This window comes from Candidatus Accumulibacter sp. ACC007, from assembly GCF_907163205.1.
In the GTDB taxonomy this organism is placed as follows: Bacteria; Pseudomonadota; Gammaproteobacteria; order Burkholderiales; family Rhodocyclaceae; genus Accumulibacter; species Accumulibacter regalis.
The window spans coordinates 128294-146189 of sequence record NZ_CAJQUD010000006.1 but is presented as its reverse complement, the minus strand read 5'-3'; the positions used below and the strand labels follow the sequence as shown (position 1 = coordinate 146189).

At 64.3% G+C, this 17896-nt stretch carries 22 protein-coding genes and 1 other RNA gene; 12 read left to right on the top strand and 11 right to left on the bottom strand.

Annotated elements, in window-relative coordinates; genetic code table 11:
- Nucleotides 1–3: 3 nt before the first annotated feature.
- The 10 genes from QZ634_RS14575 to QZ634_RS14530 all read left to right on the top strand — a co-directional run bounded on the left by QZ634_RS14575 (nt 4) and on the right by QZ634_RS14530 (nt 7153).
- Nucleotides 4–285, top strand: a complete 282-nt coding sequence (locus QZ634_RS14575) for a hypothetical protein (RefSeq protein ID WP_291989526.1) — start codon at nt 4–6, stop codon at nt 283–285.
- A gap of 18 nt (nt 286–303) precedes the next feature.
- Nucleotides 304–402, top strand: an RNA gene (gene ffs, locus QZ634_RS14570) — signal recognition particle sRNA small type.
- Between the two features lie 143 nt (nt 403–545).
- Complete coding sequence (gene dnaX, locus QZ634_RS14565) at nt 546–2240, top strand: DNA polymerase III subunit gamma/tau (protein ID WP_291989524.1); 1695 nt, start codon at nt 546–548, stop codon at nt 2238–2240.
- A gap of 28 nt (nt 2241–2268) precedes the next feature.
- Complete coding sequence (locus QZ634_RS14560; protein ID WP_043568056.1) at nt 2269–2592, top strand: YbaB/EbfC family nucleoid-associated protein; 324 nt, start codon at nt 2269–2271, stop codon at nt 2590–2592.
- Nucleotides 2592–3194 carry a recombination mediator RecR gene (gene recR / locus QZ634_RS14555; RefSeq protein WP_043568053.1) on the top strand — a complete coding sequence of 201 codons (603 nt, stop codon included), beginning with the start codon at nt 2592–2594 and terminating at the stop codon, nt 3192–3194. Before QZ634_RS14560 ends, recR begins: the two co-directional genes overlap by 1 nt.
- Before the next feature lie 101 nt (nt 3195–3295).
- Nucleotides 3296–3892, top strand: coding sequence for a ubiquinol-cytochrome c reductase iron-sulfur subunit (petA, locus tag QZ634_RS14550; RefSeq protein WP_043568051.1), 597 nt, complete (start codon nt 3296–3298; stop codon nt 3890–3892).
- Nucleotides 3893–3895: 3 nt separating this feature from the next.
- On the top strand, nt 3896–5215 hold the full coding sequence (locus tag QZ634_RS14545; protein WP_291989522.1) for a cytochrome bc complex cytochrome b subunit: 1320 nt from the start codon (nt 3896–3898) through the stop codon (nt 5213–5215).
- Nucleotides 5216–5228: 13 nt separating this feature from the next.
- A complete protein-coding gene (locus QZ634_RS14540; protein WP_291989521.1) occupies nt 5229–5939 on the top strand; it encodes a cytochrome c1 in 711 nt (236 codons plus the stop codon).
- 101 nt (nt 5940–6040) lie between these two features.
- Complete coding sequence (locus tag QZ634_RS14535) at nt 6041–6637, top strand: glutathione S-transferase N-terminal domain-containing protein (protein ID WP_291989519.1); 597 nt, start codon at nt 6041–6043, stop codon at nt 6635–6637.
- Between the two features lie 78 nt (nt 6638–6715).
- A complete protein-coding gene (locus tag QZ634_RS14530) occupies nt 6716–7153 on the top strand; it encodes a ClpXP protease specificity-enhancing factor (protein ID WP_291989517.1) in 438 nt (145 codons plus the stop codon).
- Between the two features lie 234 nt (nt 7154–7387).
- Here QZ634_RS14530 and QZ634_RS14525 read toward each other — a convergent pair whose 3' ends face one another.
- Genes QZ634_RS14525 through QZ634_RS14475 form a run of 11 tightly spaced genes read right to left on the bottom strand, consistent with a single transcriptional unit; the run spans nt 7388 to nt 15330 of the window.
- On the bottom strand, nt 7388–7954 hold the full coding sequence (locus tag QZ634_RS14525) for a universal stress protein (protein ID WP_291989516.1): 567 nt from the start codon (nt 7952–7954) through the stop codon (nt 7388–7390).
- Between the two features lie 2 nt (nt 7955–7956).
- Nucleotides 7957–9636, bottom strand: a complete 1680-nt coding sequence (locus QZ634_RS14520) for a Na(+)/H(+) antiporter subunit D (protein ID WP_291989513.1) — start codon at nt 9634–9636, stop codon at nt 7957–7959.
- Nucleotides 9633–9887, bottom strand: coding sequence for a hypothetical protein (locus QZ634_RS14515; protein WP_043568039.1), 255 nt, complete (start codon nt 9885–9887; stop codon nt 9633–9635). The genes QZ634_RS14520 and QZ634_RS14515 overlap by 4 nt, the downstream gene beginning before the upstream one ends.
- Nucleotides 9887–11353, bottom strand: coding sequence for a proton-conducting transporter membrane subunit (locus QZ634_RS14510; protein ID WP_291989511.1), 1467 nt, complete (start codon nt 11351–11353; stop codon nt 9887–9889). The genes QZ634_RS14515 and QZ634_RS14510 overlap by 1 nt, the downstream gene beginning before the upstream one ends.
- Nucleotides 11350–12834 (bottom strand): monovalent cation/H+ antiporter subunit D family protein, encoded by a 1485-nt coding sequence (locus QZ634_RS14505; protein WP_291989510.1) that lies wholly within the window; start codon nt 12832–12834, stop codon nt 11350–11352. Before QZ634_RS14505 ends, QZ634_RS14510 begins: the two co-directional genes overlap by 4 nt.
- Nucleotides 12831–13214, bottom strand: a complete 384-nt coding sequence (locus QZ634_RS14500) for a cation:proton antiporter subunit C (protein ID WP_291989507.1) — start codon at nt 13212–13214, stop codon at nt 12831–12833. Before QZ634_RS14500 ends, QZ634_RS14505 begins: the two co-directional genes overlap by 4 nt.
- A gap of 2 nt (nt 13215–13216) precedes the next feature.
- Nucleotides 13217–13636: a Na(+)/H(+) antiporter subunit B gene (locus QZ634_RS14495; RefSeq protein ID WP_291989505.1), complete on the bottom strand. Its 420-nt coding sequence runs from the start codon at nt 13634–13636 to the stop codon at nt 13217–13219.
- The gene (locus QZ634_RS14490; RefSeq protein WP_291989503.1) at nt 13633–14157 is read right to left on the bottom strand and encodes a DUF4040 domain-containing protein; all 525 of its coding nucleotides are present in this window, start codon (nt 14155–14157) and stop codon (nt 13633–13635) included. Before QZ634_RS14490 ends, QZ634_RS14495 begins: the two co-directional genes overlap by 4 nt.
- A gap of 8 nt (nt 14158–14165) precedes the next feature.
- Nucleotides 14166–14570, bottom strand: coding sequence for a monovalent cation/H(+) antiporter subunit G (gene mnhG / locus QZ634_RS14485; RefSeq protein ID WP_291989501.1), 405 nt, complete (start codon nt 14568–14570; stop codon nt 14166–14168).
- 41 nt (nt 14571–14611) lie between these two features.
- A complete protein-coding gene (locus tag QZ634_RS14480) occupies nt 14612–14851 on the bottom strand; it encodes a monovalent cation/H+ antiporter complex subunit F (RefSeq protein WP_291989499.1) in 240 nt (79 codons plus the stop codon).
- A complete protein-coding gene (locus tag QZ634_RS14475) occupies nt 14851–15330 on the bottom strand; it encodes a Na+/H+ antiporter subunit E (RefSeq protein ID WP_291989497.1) in 480 nt (159 codons plus the stop codon). The genes QZ634_RS14480 and QZ634_RS14475 overlap by 1 nt, the downstream gene beginning before the upstream one ends.
- Before the next feature lie 294 nt (nt 15331–15624).
- Here QZ634_RS14475 and QZ634_RS14470 point away from each other — a divergent pair, with 294 nt between their 5' ends.
- Both QZ634_RS14470 and QZ634_RS14465 read left to right on the top strand, forming a co-directional pair.
- On the top strand, nt 15625–17202 hold the full coding sequence (locus tag QZ634_RS14470) for an ATP-binding protein (RefSeq protein ID WP_291989495.1): 1578 nt from the start codon (nt 15625–15627) through the stop codon (nt 17200–17202).
- Nucleotides 17195–17797: a response regulator gene (locus QZ634_RS14465; protein ID WP_291989493.1), complete on the top strand. Its 603-nt coding sequence runs from the start codon at nt 17195–17197 to the stop codon at nt 17795–17797. Before QZ634_RS14470 ends, QZ634_RS14465 begins: the two co-directional genes overlap by 8 nt.
- The last annotated feature ends 99 nt before the right edge of the window (nt 17798–17896 follow it).

The following is a 17896-nucleotide window of genomic DNA, read 5'->3' as shown; positions in this document are numbered from 1 at the left end:
CGGATGCCGCAATTCGCGATGACCCTGGCGCTGCCCGAGTTCAGCCGCCAGCTGCAGCCGATGCTGCCCGGCTGGCAGGTGCAGCAGCCGGCCGACGGTTGCTGGTTGCTGCATCAGGCCGGGCGCAGCGTGGACATCCGCTGCCGTCCCTTGCCGGCGCTGCAGGTCGGCATCCTGCAGTTGCCGCGCCTCGACGTGTCGATCGCCTTCTCCGGCGGCAGCGCCGAAGAGCAGGCCACGTTCATCGACGACTTCCAGCGCCATTTCCGACGCGGCGGTGGTTGATGTGATAGCATTCTTCGTGGCGGGTCTCCCCGCATCGCAGGATGGTGAACCTGGTCAGGTCCGGAAGGAAGCAGCCACAGCCGTCTTATGTGAGTGCCGGGGGTAAGGCTCGCCACCTTCATTTCTGCCCGCCGTTTTTCCGATCGGCCCTCCTTCCGCCCCAGTTCCCGTTCATGCCCCCGTTTCTGCAGGCCGCAAATCGTCAGCCTCTGTCCCTTGCCGCTGCCGGAGCCGCAAATGCCATCTGCTAGAATCCGCCCATGAGTTACCAAGTCCTGGCGCGCAAATGGCGCCCGCGCACCTTCGCCAGCCTGGTCGGCCAGGAGCACGTGGTCCGCGCGCTGACGCACGCACTGACGGCGCAGCGATTGCACCACGCGTATCTGTTTACCGGCACCCGTGGCGTCGGCAAGACGACGTTGGCGCGCATCCTGGCCAAGGCACTCAATTGCGAGGCCGGGGTCAGCGCGACGCCCTGCGGGAGTTGTTCGGCGTGTCAGGAAATCGACGGCGGACGCTTCGTCGATCTGCTCGAAGTGGACGCGGCGACCAACACCAAGGTCGACGAAATGCGGCAGTTGCTCGAGAACGCGGTGTACGCGCCGACACGCGGCCGCTTCAAGGTCTATGTCATCGACGAAGTGCACATGCTCTCGAACTCGGCGTTCAACGCCATGTTGAAGACGCTCGAAGAGCCACCCGAACACGTCAAGTTCATCCTGGCGACCACCGACCCGCAGAAAATCCCGGTGACCGTCCTGTCGCGCTGCCTGCAGTTCAACCTCAAGCAAATGACGCAGCCGCTGATCGCCGCTCACCTCAAGCAGATCCTCGAAGTCGAGGCGATCAGCGCCGACGCCGGTGCGCTGCAGCTGCTCGCCCGCTCGGCGGCGGGAAGCATGCGCGATGCGCTCTCCCTGCTCGATCAGGCGATCGCGCACGGTGCCGGCAAGGTCGAGGAAGCGCAGGTGCGCGAGATGCTCGGCGCCGTCGATCTCGACCACCTGCTGTCGATTGTCGACGCCCTGCTCGCCGGCGACGCCGCGGCGATGCTGCGCGTCGCCGACGAGATGGCGGCGCGAAGCCTGTCGTTCGATGCCGCGCTGCAGGAAATGGCCGCCCTGTTCACCCGCCTGCAGATCGCCCAGCTGGCACCGCAGGCGATCGCCGACGACCTTCCCGAGCGCGCCCGGATCGAGGAACTGGCCGCTGCCCTCGACCCCGAGTTCGTGCAGCTCGCCTACCAGATCGCCGTCCATGGTCGTCGGGAACTGCCTTTGGCGCCCGACGAGCAGGCCGGTTTCGTGATGACCCTGTTACGCCTGCACGCCTTCCGCCCGGCGCTGGCCAGCGACGACCCCGGTGCCGGAGCGAGTGCGACCAGGGCCGTCGCCGACCGTTCGGCAGCGACCTCGTTGGCCGCCTTGCCGTCACCAGCCGCGCCGCGCACGCCACCACCCGCAGCGTCCTCAACTGCCGCTTTGCTCGCCCGGTCGACACCCGCCGCGGTCGTTCAGCCGGCGGCAGCGGTCGCCACGCCGTCCGTGGCGCCGGCGGCGTTGCCGCCAGCGACGCCAACGACCGGCGACTGGCACGAGATGCTGGCCGCACTCAAGGTCAGCGGCATGGCCCGCGAACTTGGCCAGCACTGCGAACTGCGCGAGCGGCAGGGAGGACGAATCGTTCTTCGCCTGGCGCCGGCCCATCGCCACCTGTTGATGAAACCCGCCCAGGACAAGTTGCAGCAGGCGCTGGGCGAGTATTTCGGCAGCCCGCAGCAACTGGCTGTCGAACTTGAAGCGACCAGCGGCGAAACGCCGGCGGCCAGCGCGCAGCGTGATCGTCGTCAGCGCCAGGATCGCGCCATCGCCGCAGTCGAGCAGGATGGTTTCGTACGCGAGGTGATCGAGATGTTCGACGCCACGCTGATCGAATCGTCGATAAAACCCGTTTAATTCCCTACCCCAGAGCGAGGCAACAAAGATGATGAAAGGCGGAATCGCCGGCCTGATGAAACAGGCTCAGCAGATGCAGGAGAACATGAAGAAGGCGCAGGATGAACTGGCCCAGCTTGAAGTCGAAGGCCAGTCGGGCGCCGGCATGGTCAAGGTGTTGATGACCTGCAGCCACAACGTGCGCCGGGTGAGCATCGATGCGTCGGTGATGGACGACAAGGAAATGCTCGAAGACCTGGTTGCGGCCGCGCTGAACGACGGTATGCGCCGCGCCGAGGAACTCTCCCAGGAGCGCATGGCCGGCTTCTCCGCAGGGCTCAACCTGCCGCCCGGGATGAAACTGCCCTTCTGATGAACGCCCCGTCGAGCCTCGAAGCGCTGATCGAGGCTTTGCGTTGTTTGCCAGGCGTTGGTCCAAAGTCGGCTCAACGCATGGCCTACCACCTGTTGCAGAACGAGCGGGCAGGCGCCGGGCGCCTGGCCGACGCCCTGCAGCGCGCGCTTGGCGCACTGCGTCACTGTCAGCGTTGCAACACGCTGACCGAGGCCGAAGTCTGTGGCCGCTGCCTGTCGAGCAGGCGCGACGCCAGCCAGTTATGTGTCGTCGAAACGCCGATCGACATGAACATGATGGAGCAGACGCACGCCTATTCCGGGCTCTACTACGTGCTCATGGGCCGCGTCTCGCCTCTCGACGGAATCGGCCCCGGCGAACTGCACCTCGAACGCCTGCTGGCGCGCGCCAGCGACGGCGTGGTGCGCGAAGTGATCATCGCCACCAATTTCACCAACGAAGGCGAAGCGACTGCCCACTACCTCTCCGAGATGCTCAAGAGCCGTGGCGTCAGCGTCTCGCGCATCGCGCGTGGCGTACCGGTCGGCGGCGAACTCGAATACGTCGATGCCGGAACGCTGGCGCAGGCGCTGCGCGAACGCCGACCGCTTGCCCCGTAGGCAATTCCGGGCACCTCGCAATTCTCCCTGCATCAAGTTTGGCGTATAATGCCGCGGTTTAGTTGGTACCAACTTTCCATTACGTGCTAGGGATCAGCGCTATGAGCAATGAGAGCAAAGTGGACTGCGGAAGGCGACGGTTGGTCGTCGCGACCGCTGCCGTTGGCGGGGCGGGGGCGCTGGTTGCGCTGGTACCCTTCCTGTCCAGCATGCTGCCGTCCGAGCGGGCCAAGGCAGCTGGCGCACCGGTCGAAGTCGACATCGGCAACCTCGAAGTCGGTCAGATGATGACCGTCGAGTGGCGCGGCAAACCGGTGTGGATCATCAACCGCAGCAAGACGATGCTCGAGACGCTGCCTGAACTCAACAAGGACATGGCCGACCCCAAATCGGACAAGGACATGCAGCCGGAGTACTGCAAGAACGAGACGCGTTCGATCAAGCCCGAGTACATGGTCGTCGTCGGCATCTGTACCCACCTCGGTTGCTCGCCTTCGGCGAAATTCAAGCACGGTCCGGCAGACGGCATGGCTGCCGACTGGCTTGGCGGTTTCCTGTGCCCCTGTCACGGCTCCCACTTCGACTTTGCCGGCCGCGTCTTCAAGAGCCAGCCGGCCCCGACCAACCTTGAGGTGCCGCCGCACATGTATCTGACGGACACGCGCATCCTCATCGGTGAACACAAGAAGGGAGCCTAAGCAATGGCGTCGAATACCAATTTCGAGAAGTACAAGTCGGATGGTTCCCTGCAGGGCAATCTGCTTGAGTGGTTTGACGCTCGCTTCCCGGCGACGTCGATGTGGCGCGGCCACCTCTCCGAATACTATGCACCGAAAAACTTCAACTTCTGGTACTTCTTTGGTTCCCTGGCGATGCTGGTGCTGGTCATTCAGATCGTCACCGGCATCTTCCTGGTCATGCACTACAAGCCCGACGCCTCGCTCAACGCCGATGGTATTCCGGTCGCTTTCGCCAGCGTCGAGTACATCATGCGCGACGTTCCCTGGGGCTGGCTGATTCGCTACATGCATTCGACCGGTGCCTCGGCATTCTTCCTGGTCGTCTACCTGCACATGTTCCGCGGCATGCTCTACGGTTCCTATCGGCAGCCGCGCGAGCTGATCTGGGTCTTCGGCACCCTGCTCTTCCTGTGCCTGATGGCCGAAGCCTTCATGGGCTACCTGTTGCCCTGGGGACAGATGTCCTTCTGGGGTGCGCAGGTGATCGTCAATCTGTTCTCGGCCATCCCGCTGGTCGGCGAACCACTGTCGATCTGGATTCGCGGCGATTTCGTCGTCGGTGACGCGACGCTCAACCGCTTCTTCTCGTTCCACGTCATCGCCGTGCCGTTGGTGCTGCTTGGTCTCGTCGCTGCGCACATCCTGGCGCTGCACGAAGTCGGCTCGAACAACCCGGACGGCGTCGAGATCAAGAAGCGCTTGACCCCCGAAGGCATCCCGCTCGACGGCATCCCCTTCCACCCGTACTACTCGGTGAAGGATATCGTCGGCGTGGTGGTCTTCCTGATGGTCTTCTCGATCATCGTCTTCTTTGCTCCCGAGGGCGGCGGCTACTTCCTCGAGTACAACAACTTCATTCCCGCCGATCCGCTGAAGACGCCGCCGCATATCGCCCCGGTGTGGTACTTCACGCCTTACTACTCGCTGCTGCGGGCCATGGTCTGGCCGCTGTTCGGCATCGACGCCAAGTTCTGGGGTGTCGTGGCCATGGGTGGCGGCGTCGTGATCCTGGCCTTCCTGCCCTGGCTGGACCGCAGCCCGGTCAAGTCGATCCGTTATCGTGGCCCGATTTTCAAGACCCTGCTGACGATCTTCGTGATCTCCTTTTTCATCCTTGGCTTCCTTGGCACGAAAGCACCGTCGTACGCTTTCTTCGACGTCATTCCGGGTGCTCCGGTGGCGCAGATTCTCAGCGCCTACTACTTCCTCTTCTTCCTGACCATGCCGTGGTGGTCGAAGATCGACAAGTACAAGCCGGAACCTGACCGCGTGACGATGTAAAGGAAAGCACAAAATGAAAAAACTGCTCACTGCATTGCTCCTCGCCCCGGCCATTGCCATGGCCAGCGGCGCGGCTCTCCATCTCGACAAGGCGCCTGACGTGCAGGGCGACAACGCCGCTCTGCAGAGCGGCGCCAGGACTTTCGTCAACTACTGCATGAACTGCCACGGCTTGAGCTACGTGCGCTACAACCGTCTGACCCAGCTTGGTCTTTCGGAGCAGCAGATCAAGGATCACCTGTTGTTCACCGCCGACAAGGTCGGCCAGCCGATGCGCATTGCCGCTCGGCCAGCCGAGCAGAAGACCTGGTTTGGCGCGACGCCGCCCGATCTCTCGCTGGTCGCGCGTTCGCGTGCCTCCGGTGACGGTACCGGCGCCGACTGGCTGTACACCTATCTGCGTTCCTTCTATCAGGATGACAAGCGACCGACCGGCTGGAACAACACCATCTACGAGAACGTCGGCATGCCGCACGTTCTCTGGCAGCTGCAGGGAACGCAGATCATGAACGGCGAGCACAAGCTCGAGCTGGCGACGCCCGGAACGCAGACGCCTGCCGAGTACGACAAGACGGTTGCCGATCTGGTCGGCTTCATGGTCTGGGCGGCCGAGCCGGAAGCGGGCTTCCGCAAACAGCTCGGTGCCGGTGTGCTGGCCTTCCTGGTCGTTCTCTTCGGTTTTGCCTACAAGATGAAGAAGAACTACTGGAAAGACATCAAGTAACCGAAGCATAACGCCGGGTTTCGGGCTACGGCATCGCCGGCGAGGGCGCGACAAGCGCCCGCCGCCGCCGCGATGCCGATTCGTTTTTGAGGGTATTGATCATGATGAATCTCTATTCGGGAACCACCTGCCCGTTCAGTCACCGCTGCCGCATCGTCCTTTACGAGAAGGGGATGGACTTCCAGGTGATCGATGTCGATCTCTTCGCCAAGCCCGAAGACATCGCCATCATCAACCCCTACGGCCGCGTGCCGGTGCTCGTTGAGCGCGATCTCATCCTGTATGAGCCGAACATCATCAACGAGTACATCGACGAGCGCTTCCCGCATCCGCAGTTGATGCCGGCCGACCCGATCATGCGCGCGCGCGCGCGCCAGCTGCTGATCACCATGGAGCGCGAGGTCTTCGCCTACATCGAGGCCCTGGAGAAGAACAGCAAGACGGCCGAGCGTGCTCGCCAGCAGATCCGCGACCGGCTTACCGAGATGTCGCCGGTCTTCGTCAAGCAGAAGCACATGCTCGGCGAAGAGTTCTCGATGCTCGACGTCGCCATCGCGCCGCTGCTCTGGCGGCTCGACCACTACGGCATCGAACTCTCGAAGACCGCGCTGCCGCTGCTGAAGTATGGCGAGCGGATCTTCAGCCGTCAGGGTTTCATCGACGCTCTGACACCATCCGAAAAAGCCATGCGCAAGTAGCACCGGCTGCGGCGGCACGGGAAGTCGCCGTCAGGCGGTGACGTCCGCCACTTTATTGGCAGTTGTCGATCACCTCTCATGGGAAAGAACTTGGATCTGCCGTCGACCAAACCCTACCTGATTCGCGCCATCCACCAGTGGTGCACCGACAACGGCTTCACCCCCTACCTCGCTGTGACCGTCGACGCACGCACGCGTGTCCCGATGGAGCACGTACGTGATGGCCAGATCGTTCTCAACGTCGGCTACGAAGCGACCGGGCGCCTCGAGCTGGGCAACGAGGTGATCACCTTCCAGGCCCGCTTCGGCGGCGTCGCGCGCGACCTGCTCGTACCGATCGGCAATGTCGCCGCCATTTATGCCAAGGAAAACGGCGCCGGCATGGCTTTCGAGGCGGAGACCGCGGTGGTTGGCGAAACGGACAGCGACGGCAACCCGCCCGGGGACGGCGGTCAGCCTGAACCGCCGAAGACTCCGCCGCCCGCCGGGCGGCCGAAGCTGCAGCGCGTCAAGTAGCGGCCGGGGTTGCCGCCGGGGTTGCCGCTCTCTGCGCTGGCAGGACGCCAGTCCTGCCGCTCGGACAGCGACCTCGTGCGCGGGTACAACGGTACAACACGGAACACCGGCATGGCGATATTTCGCTACATGACGTCAGAGCAAGGTCATGGCGGCGATGATCAGGTTGACTATGGACATTGCGTTCAAACCCCTGCTCCAGCTTGCCGACTTCGACGTGAATGCCGCGACGGTTCAGGACCGCGGATGCTGCGCAGGGGACTGTGCACCAACTCCCGCGGAGTCCGTCGTCACCACCGGAACGCCTCGCCCTTTGCGCCCGATGACTTCACGGACCACGTCGCGGGCGAGTAGCGTGGCGATGCGGGCGTGCGGTCGCGGCAGGACGATGGCGTCGCAGGCGAGCTGTTCGGCCACGTCGCCGATCTGGGCAACGATGTCGCCTTCGCGGTAGATTTCCTGGCAGGAAACGCCTGCCGCGAGCAGCGGCTGCGCGGCGTCGCGCAGGACCTTGGCGCCGGACTCTGCCTGGAAGCGGGCCATCTCGACGTGCGTGCGAAAGCGCAGGCCGTCGGCTGCGGTGACGGCTTCGGAAACGAAGAGCAGGACGACCTCTACCGGCTGGCCGTTGCGCTGCTGGCACAGCGCATACTCAACGCCCCAGCGCGAGCGTTCGCCGGGGGCCACCGGGATGAGTAATCGTCTTGCGCGTTCGCGCTCGTCGGCCGGATGAACGCCGGAACTACCGCCCTTGCCGCCCGCCTTGCTCGCCAGGTCGTCTGGAAACGCCGGGGAGCTCATGCTCAGAACAGGTAATACAGAACCAGCCAGGCGAGTAGCATTATCGTTACCCACAGCGCCATGCTGCCCGTGGGCCAGGTCCGTGCCAGGGCGCCGAGCGGGCCGTGGTGCCGGCGAAGTGCGCCGCCTCCGCGATTCACCAGGGCGCCCGCGAAGCGCTCTACTGCGGCGATTAGGCCGGTAAACAGCGGCGTCAGCATTTCGGTGAGGCGGCGGGCGAAAACGCGATAGAACCAGTCGAAATCGAGCGAGATGGTGAGCGTGCGCTTCAGGTACTCGAGCATGACGAAGAACGCCAGACCTGAGAACAGCAGCAGCTGAAGTTGCGTCACCACGTGCGCGCCACTGTACGGTTCGTAGTCCACCGCGAAGGGCAGCAGGGCGTAGAGCGGGGCGGGGAACAGTCCCAGACCGATGCACAGGGCGGCGAAGATGAGCATCGCCGCCTGCATGCTCGCCGGCGGATCGGCGGGGCGCAGTCCGGAATCCTTCTGGAAGAAGACGAACCACGGGAACTTGATGCCGGCATGCAGGAAGACGCCCGCCGAGGCGGCCGCCAGGCCCAGCCAGACGAAGGTCAGGTGCTGATCGCCGGCCGCCTGGGAGATCATCGACTTGCTGACGAAGCCCGAAGTCCATGGGAAGGAGGAAATGGCGAGTGCGCCGATGATGCCGCACACCGCTGTAACGGGCATGCTCTGGAACAGCCCGCCGAGGTCGGTGCACTTGCGCTGCCCGGTGCGGTACAGAACGGCACCGGCGGACATCAGCAGCAGCGCCTTGTAGATGATGTGCGCGAAGGCGTGCGCCGCTGCGCCGTTCAGCGCCATCTCGGTGCCGATGCCGATGCCGACCACCATGAAGCCGACCTGATTGACGATCGAGTAGGCAAGGATGCGCCGCATGTCGTTCTCGAGCAGCGCGTAGACGATGCCGTAGAAAATCATGAACATGCCGACCCAGATCAGCAGCTCGGTACCGGGGAAGCCGCGCAGCAGGACATAAACCGCCGTCTTGGTGGTGAAGGCCGAGAGGAACACGGTGCCGCTCCACGAAGCCTCCGGATAGGCATCCGGCAGCCACGCGGAAAGTGGCGGTGCGCCGGCATTGATCAGGACGCCGGCGAGGATCAGCCACTGTGCCCACGATTCCGGTGCCATGGGCACGAAGGCCACCGAGCCGGTGGCGGCGACATGGCCGGCGATGCCGGCCATCAGCACGACGCCGCCGAGCAGGTGGATCGCCATGTAGCGCATGCTGGCCGAATAGGCCGTGCGGTTGCCGGCGCTCCAGATGACGAGCGTCGAGCCGATGGCCATCAGCTCCCAGAAAATGAAGACGGTGATCAGGTCGCCGGCGAAGGCGACGCCGATGGCCGAACCGGCGTAGAACATCGCCGCCGGCACTTCGAGCCGGCTCTCCTGCTTCAGCGCGAACAGCCCGCCGACGGCGGCCATCAGCGAGAAGATCGTGGCGAACAGGCGCGTCAGCCTGTCCCCGGCCAGCGGCGTCAGCGTGTAATCGAGGAAATGCAGTTGCCACGCCGCGCCGTCCGGTACCTGCCAGACGGCCCATAGAGTGGCCAGCGGCAGCCCGATCACCGCCGCCTGGCGTACCGGGCGCGGGAGCCAGGGCAGGACCAGGGCGCCGAGGACGAGGATCAGCGCGGGGTGGAGGATCATCGGTCCTCCCCGTAATAGGTGTCCGGCCGCTTGATCAGCAGGCCGAGGCCCTTGGCAAAGACGATCATGGCGGCACAGGTGAGGAAGCCGTACCAGGCGTGGAAGCCGAACCAGCCGTCGAAGCCGAAGTGCGGATGCAGATGCACGACAAGTTCGGCAGCCACGGTCAGTGCCAGTACGGCGATGAACACGCGCCACAACAGCTTGATGGTTTCGGGGCGTACCAGCCAGTGCTTTTCAGTGCTCACCATCAGCCTCCGAGCATTTGTTGCGCCAGCGCCAGCGGCACGCCGGGAAAGAAGAAGAGCGCCAGCGTGGCAGCGGCCGTTGTCGTCAGTGCGACGACCATGAGCAGTGGCGCCTCGCCATGCGGGTGATGCTCATCCTCGGCCGACGGCGGGCGGAAAAAGGCGCGGTAGACGATGGGCACGAAATACCCGGCATTGAGCAGGGTGCTCGCCAGCAGGACGGCGACGACGGCCCACTCGCCGGCCCCCATGGCGCCGGACAGGAGGTACCATTTGGAGACGAAGCCAGCTGCCGGTGGCAGGCCGATCATCGACAGGGCTCCGATGGCGAAGGCGCCCATGGTCCAGGGCATGCGCCGGCCGATGCCGTCCAGTTCGCTGACATTGGTCTTGTGGGCTGCCGTGTAAATGGCGCCGGCGGCGAAAAACAGGGTGATCTTGCCGACGGCGTGCGCTGCGATGTGCAAGGCCGCCGCGGCGAGCGAGAGCGGTGTCAGCAGTGCTGCCGCCAGGATGACGTAGGATAGCTGGCCGATCGTAGAATAGGCCAGACGGCGCTTCAGATTGTCGGCGCGCAACGCAACGATCGAGGCGGCGATGATGGTGAAGCCGGCGATCGCCGTCAGCCAGTCCGCTCCGCCCTGGGCGACCAGGGTGTCCGCGCCAAAGACATAGACGATGACCTTGACGACGCTGAACACGCCGGCCTTGACCACCGCGACAGCATGCAGCAGGGCGGAAACCGGGGTGGGCGCGACCATCGCTGCCGGCAGCCAGCGGTGGAAAGGCATCAGCGCCGCCTTGCCGATGCCGAACATGTACAGGAACAGCAGCCCAGCGAGCGCGAAGTCTGACAACTTGCCGCCCAGGATGCCACCCGGCGTGAAGTCGGTCGTGCCGGCGACGTACCAGGTGAACACCAGCGCCGGGAGCAGGAAGACGACCGAGGTGCTGATCAGGATTCCCAGGTAGGTGCGCCCACCCGCCTTCGCCTTGTCGGTGCCGTGGTGGGTGACCAGCGGGTAGGTGACCAGCGTCAGCAGCTCGTAGAAGACGAACAGCGTAAACACGTTGCCGGCAAAGGCAATGCCGATTGCCGCGGCGATGGCCAGCGCGAAGCAGACGTAGAAGCGTGTCTGCTTCTCCTCGTTGTTGCCGCGCATGTAGCCGATCGAGTACAGCGAGTTGACGATCCACAGACCCGAGGCGACAAGGGCGAAGAGCATGCCCAGCGGCTCGACCGTGAAAGCGATCGGCAGCCCCGGCAGCATTTCGAACAGCATAAGCGCCGGCCGCTCACCGGCGAGGACCAGCGGCAGCAGTGGCGCGACGCATGACAGCAGCAGGGCGGCGGTTATCAGCGTCGCCGCCTCGCGCAGGTTTGGCAGCCGTCCGCAAAGGGCGATGGCGCCGGCACCGACGATCGGCAGCGCGAGGCTGGCGAGGATCAGCGTCTCGCTGCCGATCATGGCGTCACTCCGAGCAGCATGCTCGCTGCGACGGCGGCGGAGCCCACCGTGACCGAGGTATCGACACCGAACCAGAGCGTTGCGCCGACCAGGATCCAGGCGGGAATCGCCAGGCCCAGCGAGGCTTCACGGGCCTGTAGGAGATCGGCGCGCGGCGTACGGAAGTAAGCGGCCTCGACGAAGCGCCAGACGTAAACCACCGCCAGCAGCGACGAGATAACGATCAGGAAGACCAGCCACCACTGGCCTTTCTCGAGAGCCGCCAGGATCAGATACCACTTGCTGACAAAGCCCGCTGTGCCGGGCACGCCGATCAGGCTCAGTCCGCAAAGCACGATGCCGAAAGTGGTCACCGGCATGACGCGCCCGATCCCCTGAACCCGTGCCAGAGTGACGCCGCCCATGCTGGCCATCACCGCGCCGAGGAGCAGGAAGAGGGCTCCCTTGGTGACCGCGTGGTTGACCAGGTGCACGATGGTGGCGGTAAGCCCGGTGACCGAGTCGAAGGAGATGCCGAGGACGATGTAGCCGATCTGCGCGACGCTTGAGTAGGCAAAGAGGCGCTTCAGATTGGTCTGGAAGATGGCCACGGTTGAGGCGACGAACATTCCGGCCAGCGCCAGCACCAGCATCAGGTCCTCCATCGGCAGCTGCTTGAAGATCGCGGTTTCGCCGAACACCGAGAAGTAGAAGCGCAGCAGTGCGTACACCGACACCTTGGTGGCGGTGGCGGCGAGGAAAGCCGACACCGCCGACGGCGCGTAGGCGTAGGCGTTGGGCAGCCACTGGTGCAAGGGGAACAGCGCCAGCTTCAGCGAGATGCCGACGGTGAGAAACGCCAGGGCCGCCAGCACCGGTCGGTGGCTGGTCATGTCCTGCAGCCGGACGCCCATGTCTGCCAGGTTGAGGGTGCCGGTCTTGACATAGAGCAAGCCGACGCCGATGACGATGAAGGTCGCGCCGATAGTGCCCATGATCAGGTACTGGTACGACGCCACCAGCGCGCGGCGGTCCTTGCCGAGCGCGATCAGAACGTACGAGGAGAGCGAGGAGATCTCCAGGAAGACGAACAGGTTGAAGGCGTCGCCGGTGATGGTTATGCCGAGCAGGCCGGTCAGGCACAGCGCGAACATCGCATAGAACAGGTAGTGGGTGTCGGGTCGGATCTCGCGCACGATGCTGCTACGGCAGTAGGGCAGAACCACCGCGCCGACACCGGAGACCAGCATCAACACCAGCGAGGAAAGTGCGTCGACGCGATACTCGATGCCCCACGGAGCTGGCCAGCTACCGATGGCGTAGGAAATTATCCCGCTTTCGCGCACTTGCAGCCACAACAGGATGCTGATCGCGAAGGCTGCCCAGGACCCTGCCACGACGAGAAGAAAAGCCGCCAGACGGTCGCGAAAAAGCACCGCCAGTGGCGCGCTGAGCAGCGGCACGGCGACTTGCAGGACGGGGAGATGCTCGGCAAAGCTCATCTTGCCGACTCGTTCTTCGCCGGCCCCAGCTCGATGTGCAGGATTTCGTCTTCTTCGATGGTGCCGTACTCTTCGCGAATGCGTACGGCCAACGCCAGGCCGAGGGCCAGCGTCGCCACGCCGACGACGATCGCCGTCAGGATCAGTACGTGCGGCAACGGGTTGGAGTACACCGTGAAAGCGGTGTGCACGATCGGCGCCGTGCCGCCGATGAGCTTGCCGGGTACGAGATAGAGCAGGTACACCGAGGTTTGCAGGGTGGCCAGTCCGACCAGTTTCTTGATCAGGTTGCCGCGGGCGATGACGACGTACAGCCCGGCCATCGCCAGGAACAGCATCACCCAGTAGTCGTAGTGGCTGAAGAAACTGGAAAAGCTCATTGTCAGTTCGGTCCGCGTCGCGCGAAGAGGTAGAAGATCTTCAGCAGGACGCCACAGACCGTGATAGCCACGCCGAGCTCGATCCAGAAGATGCCCCGGTGCTGGCCGACGACCGGGTCGCTGTCGAGTACGAAATAGTCGAGGAAGTTGCCGCCCAGCAACAGCCCTGCGAAGCCGACGCCAATGTAGAGCAACACGCCAATGGCGATCATCGATTCGACGATCCAGTCGGGGAGAACGCGGCGCGCCGTGTTCAGACCGTAAATGATGGCGTAGAAGATGATCGCCGCGGCGACGATGGTGCCCGCCTGGAAGCCGCCGCCGGGTCCGAAGTCACCGTGAAACTGTACATACAGCGCAAACATCAGAATGAAAGGGATGAGCAGCTTGCCGACCACCCGCAAGACCATGTCGTTTCTCACTTCTCCATGTCCTCCCGCACGTGGCGGCGGCGGCGCAGCAGCGCGATGACGCCAATTCCGGCGGTGAACACCACCGTCGTTTCGCCCAGGGTGTCGAAGCCGCGGTAACTCGCCAGGACTGCGGTGACCACGTTCGGCACGCCCGTTTCGCGCGGGCCATCTTCGAGGTAGCGAGGTACAACGTGCGTATGGATCGGTGCCTCGGGATCCGAGAATTCGGGGAGGTCCCAGGTGCCATAGACGAGAACCAGCCCGGTGCCGATGGTTACTGCCAGCGGCAGCCAGGGTTTGTGGGCCGGTTTTTCCTCCTCGCTGCGGCATAGATGCAGGGCGCCGAGCAGCAGCACCGTCGACACGCCGGCACCCACTGCAGCCTCGGTCATCGCCACATCGACAGCGTCCAGCGAGACCATGACGGTCGCCGTAAGAAAGCTGTAAAGGCCGAAAAGAACGATCACCGAAAACAGGTTGCGAACGAGCGCCAGCGCGACGACGGCGACCATCATCTGGGTGAGCAGCACGTTGATGATCAGGGTTTCGATGGCGCTCCCTCCCTTCCGGGCGATAGCGGTCGATCGTCGGGGGTCGGGGCCGGCGAAGTCGGGGTGGCGAGGGACTTACCGTCCGCTTCGGCCAGCAGGGGCTTAAGGCCGCGGTTCAAGGCCGCCTTGGCCAGAGCATGCGCGGCAACCGGGCCGGTGAAGAACAGCAACAGGCCGATCATCACCAGCTTGACCGCGACCAGCGTCAGTCCCGCCTGCAGGATCAGCCCAAGCAGAACAAGTCCGGCACCGAGGGTGTCGGTGACGCTGGCGGCGTGCAGGCGCGTGTAGAATTCGGGCATGCGCAACAGGCCTAGCGCGCCGATGCTGCAGAACACGCCGCCGGCGAGCAGGCAGGCCCAGCTCAGACCGTCTATCAGTACGTCGATCAAGGTCGTGCCTTTTCGTCGCTGCCCGGATCGCCGAGGTTGCCCTAGCGAAAGAACTTCAGCACGGCGACCGTCCCGATCACGTTCAGCAACCCGTACACCAGCGCCAGATCGAGAAACTCGGGTCGCTCGGTGAGGAAGCCGATGACTGCCAGCAAGAGCACCGTGCAGGTGCCGATGGTGTTGGTTGCCAGGAGGCGATCGAAGACCGAGGGGCCGATCACTGCCCGCACCAGCGTCAGGCTGACTGTGACCAGCAGAAGCAGGGTCGCAGCGGCAAACATCAGGCGGAAGTCTCGAGGGCGGCTACACGTCGGTCCATCTCGCTGCCGGCCAGGCCAGCCGCGCCTTCCGCGCTCAGCGCGTGGACCAGCATTTCATCCTTGTCCACCTCGACGGCGATCGTACCCGGGGTCAGGGTGATCGAGTTGGCGTGGATCACCAGACCCAGTTCGCTGTTCTGTGACGGTTTGAAGCGGGTCATCGTCGGCGAGATCGGCAGGCGTGGATCGACGATGCGTCGACTGACGTCCCAAGCCGATAGAACGATCTCCTTGAGCAGCCACGGCCAGTACGAGAACAGGGCCCGCCAGCCGAGATGAATCGGGTGCCCTTCGTGATCGATGACGTCCATGCGATGTGCGAAGAGGAGCACGCACAGGGAGCCGGCGGCGCCAACGGCAATCAGGAAAGGCGTGAAGAAGCCCGACAGCAGCAGCCAGAAGGCAAACAGGCTCACGAAAGCACTCAGGGAATAGAACACGCGGATCCTCCACATCACCGGACTCGATTGGGCTGCGATCGGTGACCGGAGTAACCGGCGCGAGCGGCGCCCAATTCATCGCACCATCATAGGGAGGGCGATGGCCCTTGAAAATGCGGGCAAACGCGTACGGTATCGAAGCTTCCGGCGGGGGCCTTCAGAATTGGGTACAGGTATCGCCGGAACGCAGTTTAATGGAGGACAATACGCGTTTCACGTACGTCATTCGCTGAGCGAGCCGAACCACCTTGCCGACGCAGACCGAAGGTCTGTGTTAGCGATCTGAAGGAAGCGATGATCCGCGCAAGCCGACTGTCCTGGACCGATGCCCTGCTGTTGATTGGCGGCTACGTTGCGCTCGACTGGATGAGCTTCTTCCATCCGCTGCACGGCCCTTACATCACGCCGTGGAATCCGGCGCCAGCGCTGGCCCTGGTGTTCATTCTGCGCCATGGCTGGCAGGCGGTGCTGCTGCTGGCGCTGGCCGTGTTGCTCGCCGAAATCGGCGTCCGCAGCCTGCCGGCGTCGCTGCCGGTATCGGTCGCCATCGCCGGCATGCTGGCGCTCGGCTACGGCGCCATCGGCGAGGCGCTGCGGCGTCGGATGCGTGGCCCGACCATCTTCCTTGATCGTTTCGGCCTCCTGCGCTGGGCGGGTGTCGTTGTTGCCGGCACGCTGCTCACCAGCGTGGCCTTTGTCCTCGCCCTGGTGGCGCTCGATCTGGTGCCTTTGGCGGGCTGGAGCGAGGCGGTTGGCCGCTTCTGGATAGGCGATGGCGTCGGTATTCTGGTCTCCATGCCCTTGCTCTGGATGCTCTTCGACGAGCGCGGTCGGGCCTTGCTACGGGCAACACTTTGGCGACCCGACACGCTGGGCTACGTGCTGGCGGCGGCGATGGCCTTGTGGGTGGCCGTCGGTCACGGCGCCGAATCGGACTTCCAGTATTTCTACCTGCTCTTTCTGCCGATTATCTGGGCCGCGTCTCGGCAAGGCCTGGCCGGTGCCGTGCTCAGCGCCGCGGTGATCCAGATCGGGCTGATCGTCGTCGTCTACTGGCAAGGTTTCTCGGCCGGCTCGGTGCTGGAAATCCAGGCCGTGACCGTGGTGCTGGTCCTGGCTGGTTTCTTTATCGGCGTGGTCGTCGACGAGCAGAAGCGCATCAGCGCCGAGCTTCGCCAGACGCTGCGCCTGGCCGCCGCTGGCGAGATGGCCGGCGCGCTGGCACATGAGCTGAACCAGCCGCTCACCGCCTTGTCCGCCTACGGAGCGGCCTGCGAAGAACTCCTCGCCCGCGGCGAGACAGGCGACCGACTGAAGGGCAGCATCCGCTTGATGGTCTCCGAGGCGTGTCGCGCCGCCGAGGTCGTGCGTCGACTGCGCGATTTCTTCCGCACCGGCACGACCAGGCTCGAGGCCATTTCGCTGCGTGCTCTGCTGGCCGCTGCGGCAGCGCCGTTCGCCAGGCGCGCTGCCAAGGCCGGCGTCGAACTCACCGTCGAACCGATCCCGGACGGCGTCCTGCTGGCCGACGGTCCTCAGCTAGAAGTCGTGCTGCGCAATCTCTTCTCGAACGCGTTCGACGCCGTTTCCGAACAACCGCCCGGTGAGCGTACGGTGCGCGTTTCGGCGCTGGCAGAGGGTGGCGACCGGATCTGCATTCGCGTCGAGGATAGCGGCCCGGGCCTCACCGGTGACGCCGTGAGCAGGCTCTTCGAGCCCTTCAACTCCACCAAGTCAAGTGGCCTCGGGCTGGGCCTGGCGATCAGTCGGGCTATCGCCGAGGCGCATGGCGGCAACCTCTGGGCCGAGGTCGGTGCGCGTGGCGTCTTCCGGCTCCGGCTACCTTTCGAAAAGACTCCTGCACATGCCTGACTTGACGGTTTTCATCGTTGATGACGACGCCTCGGTACGCGACTCGCTCGGCCTGCTGCTCAGCCTGCGCGGCTACCGAACGGCTATTTTTTCCGATGCCGAGAGCTTTCTGCAGGCCTTGTCGCCGGATTGGCGCGGTTGCATCCTGCTCGATATCCGCATGCCAGGCATGGACGGGCTGGCTCTGCAGCGGCGCCTGCGCGAACTCGGCAGCTGCTTGCCGGTGATCGTCATCACCGGTCACGGCGACGTGGACTCGGCCTGCGAGGCCTTCAAGGCGCAGGCCTGCGACTTTCTGGAAAAGCCGCTCGACCAGGCAAAACTCACGGCAGCGATCGACGATGCCCTGTCGAAGTACGCACTCGGCCGGCACGCGAGCGAGCAGCGCAGTCACTTTGCCGAGCGGCTGGCGACGCTGACGCCGCGCGAACGCGAAGTCATGGACCTGATTGTTACCGGTGGCCACAACCGCGATATCGCCGAGAAATTGGGCATCAGCCCGCGCACCGTGGAAGTGCACAAGGCGCGAGTGATGCAGAAGTTGAACGTCGATGGCGTCGCGCAACTGGTCAGACACAGCCTGGGCAAGCGCTGACCACAACACCATCCCGAAGAGCAGTCCATACCGCGCCGAAAGTGGGCTGCGAGTTAGCAGTAGCAGCCCGTCCATTGCAGCCAACGAGAAGGAATCGAA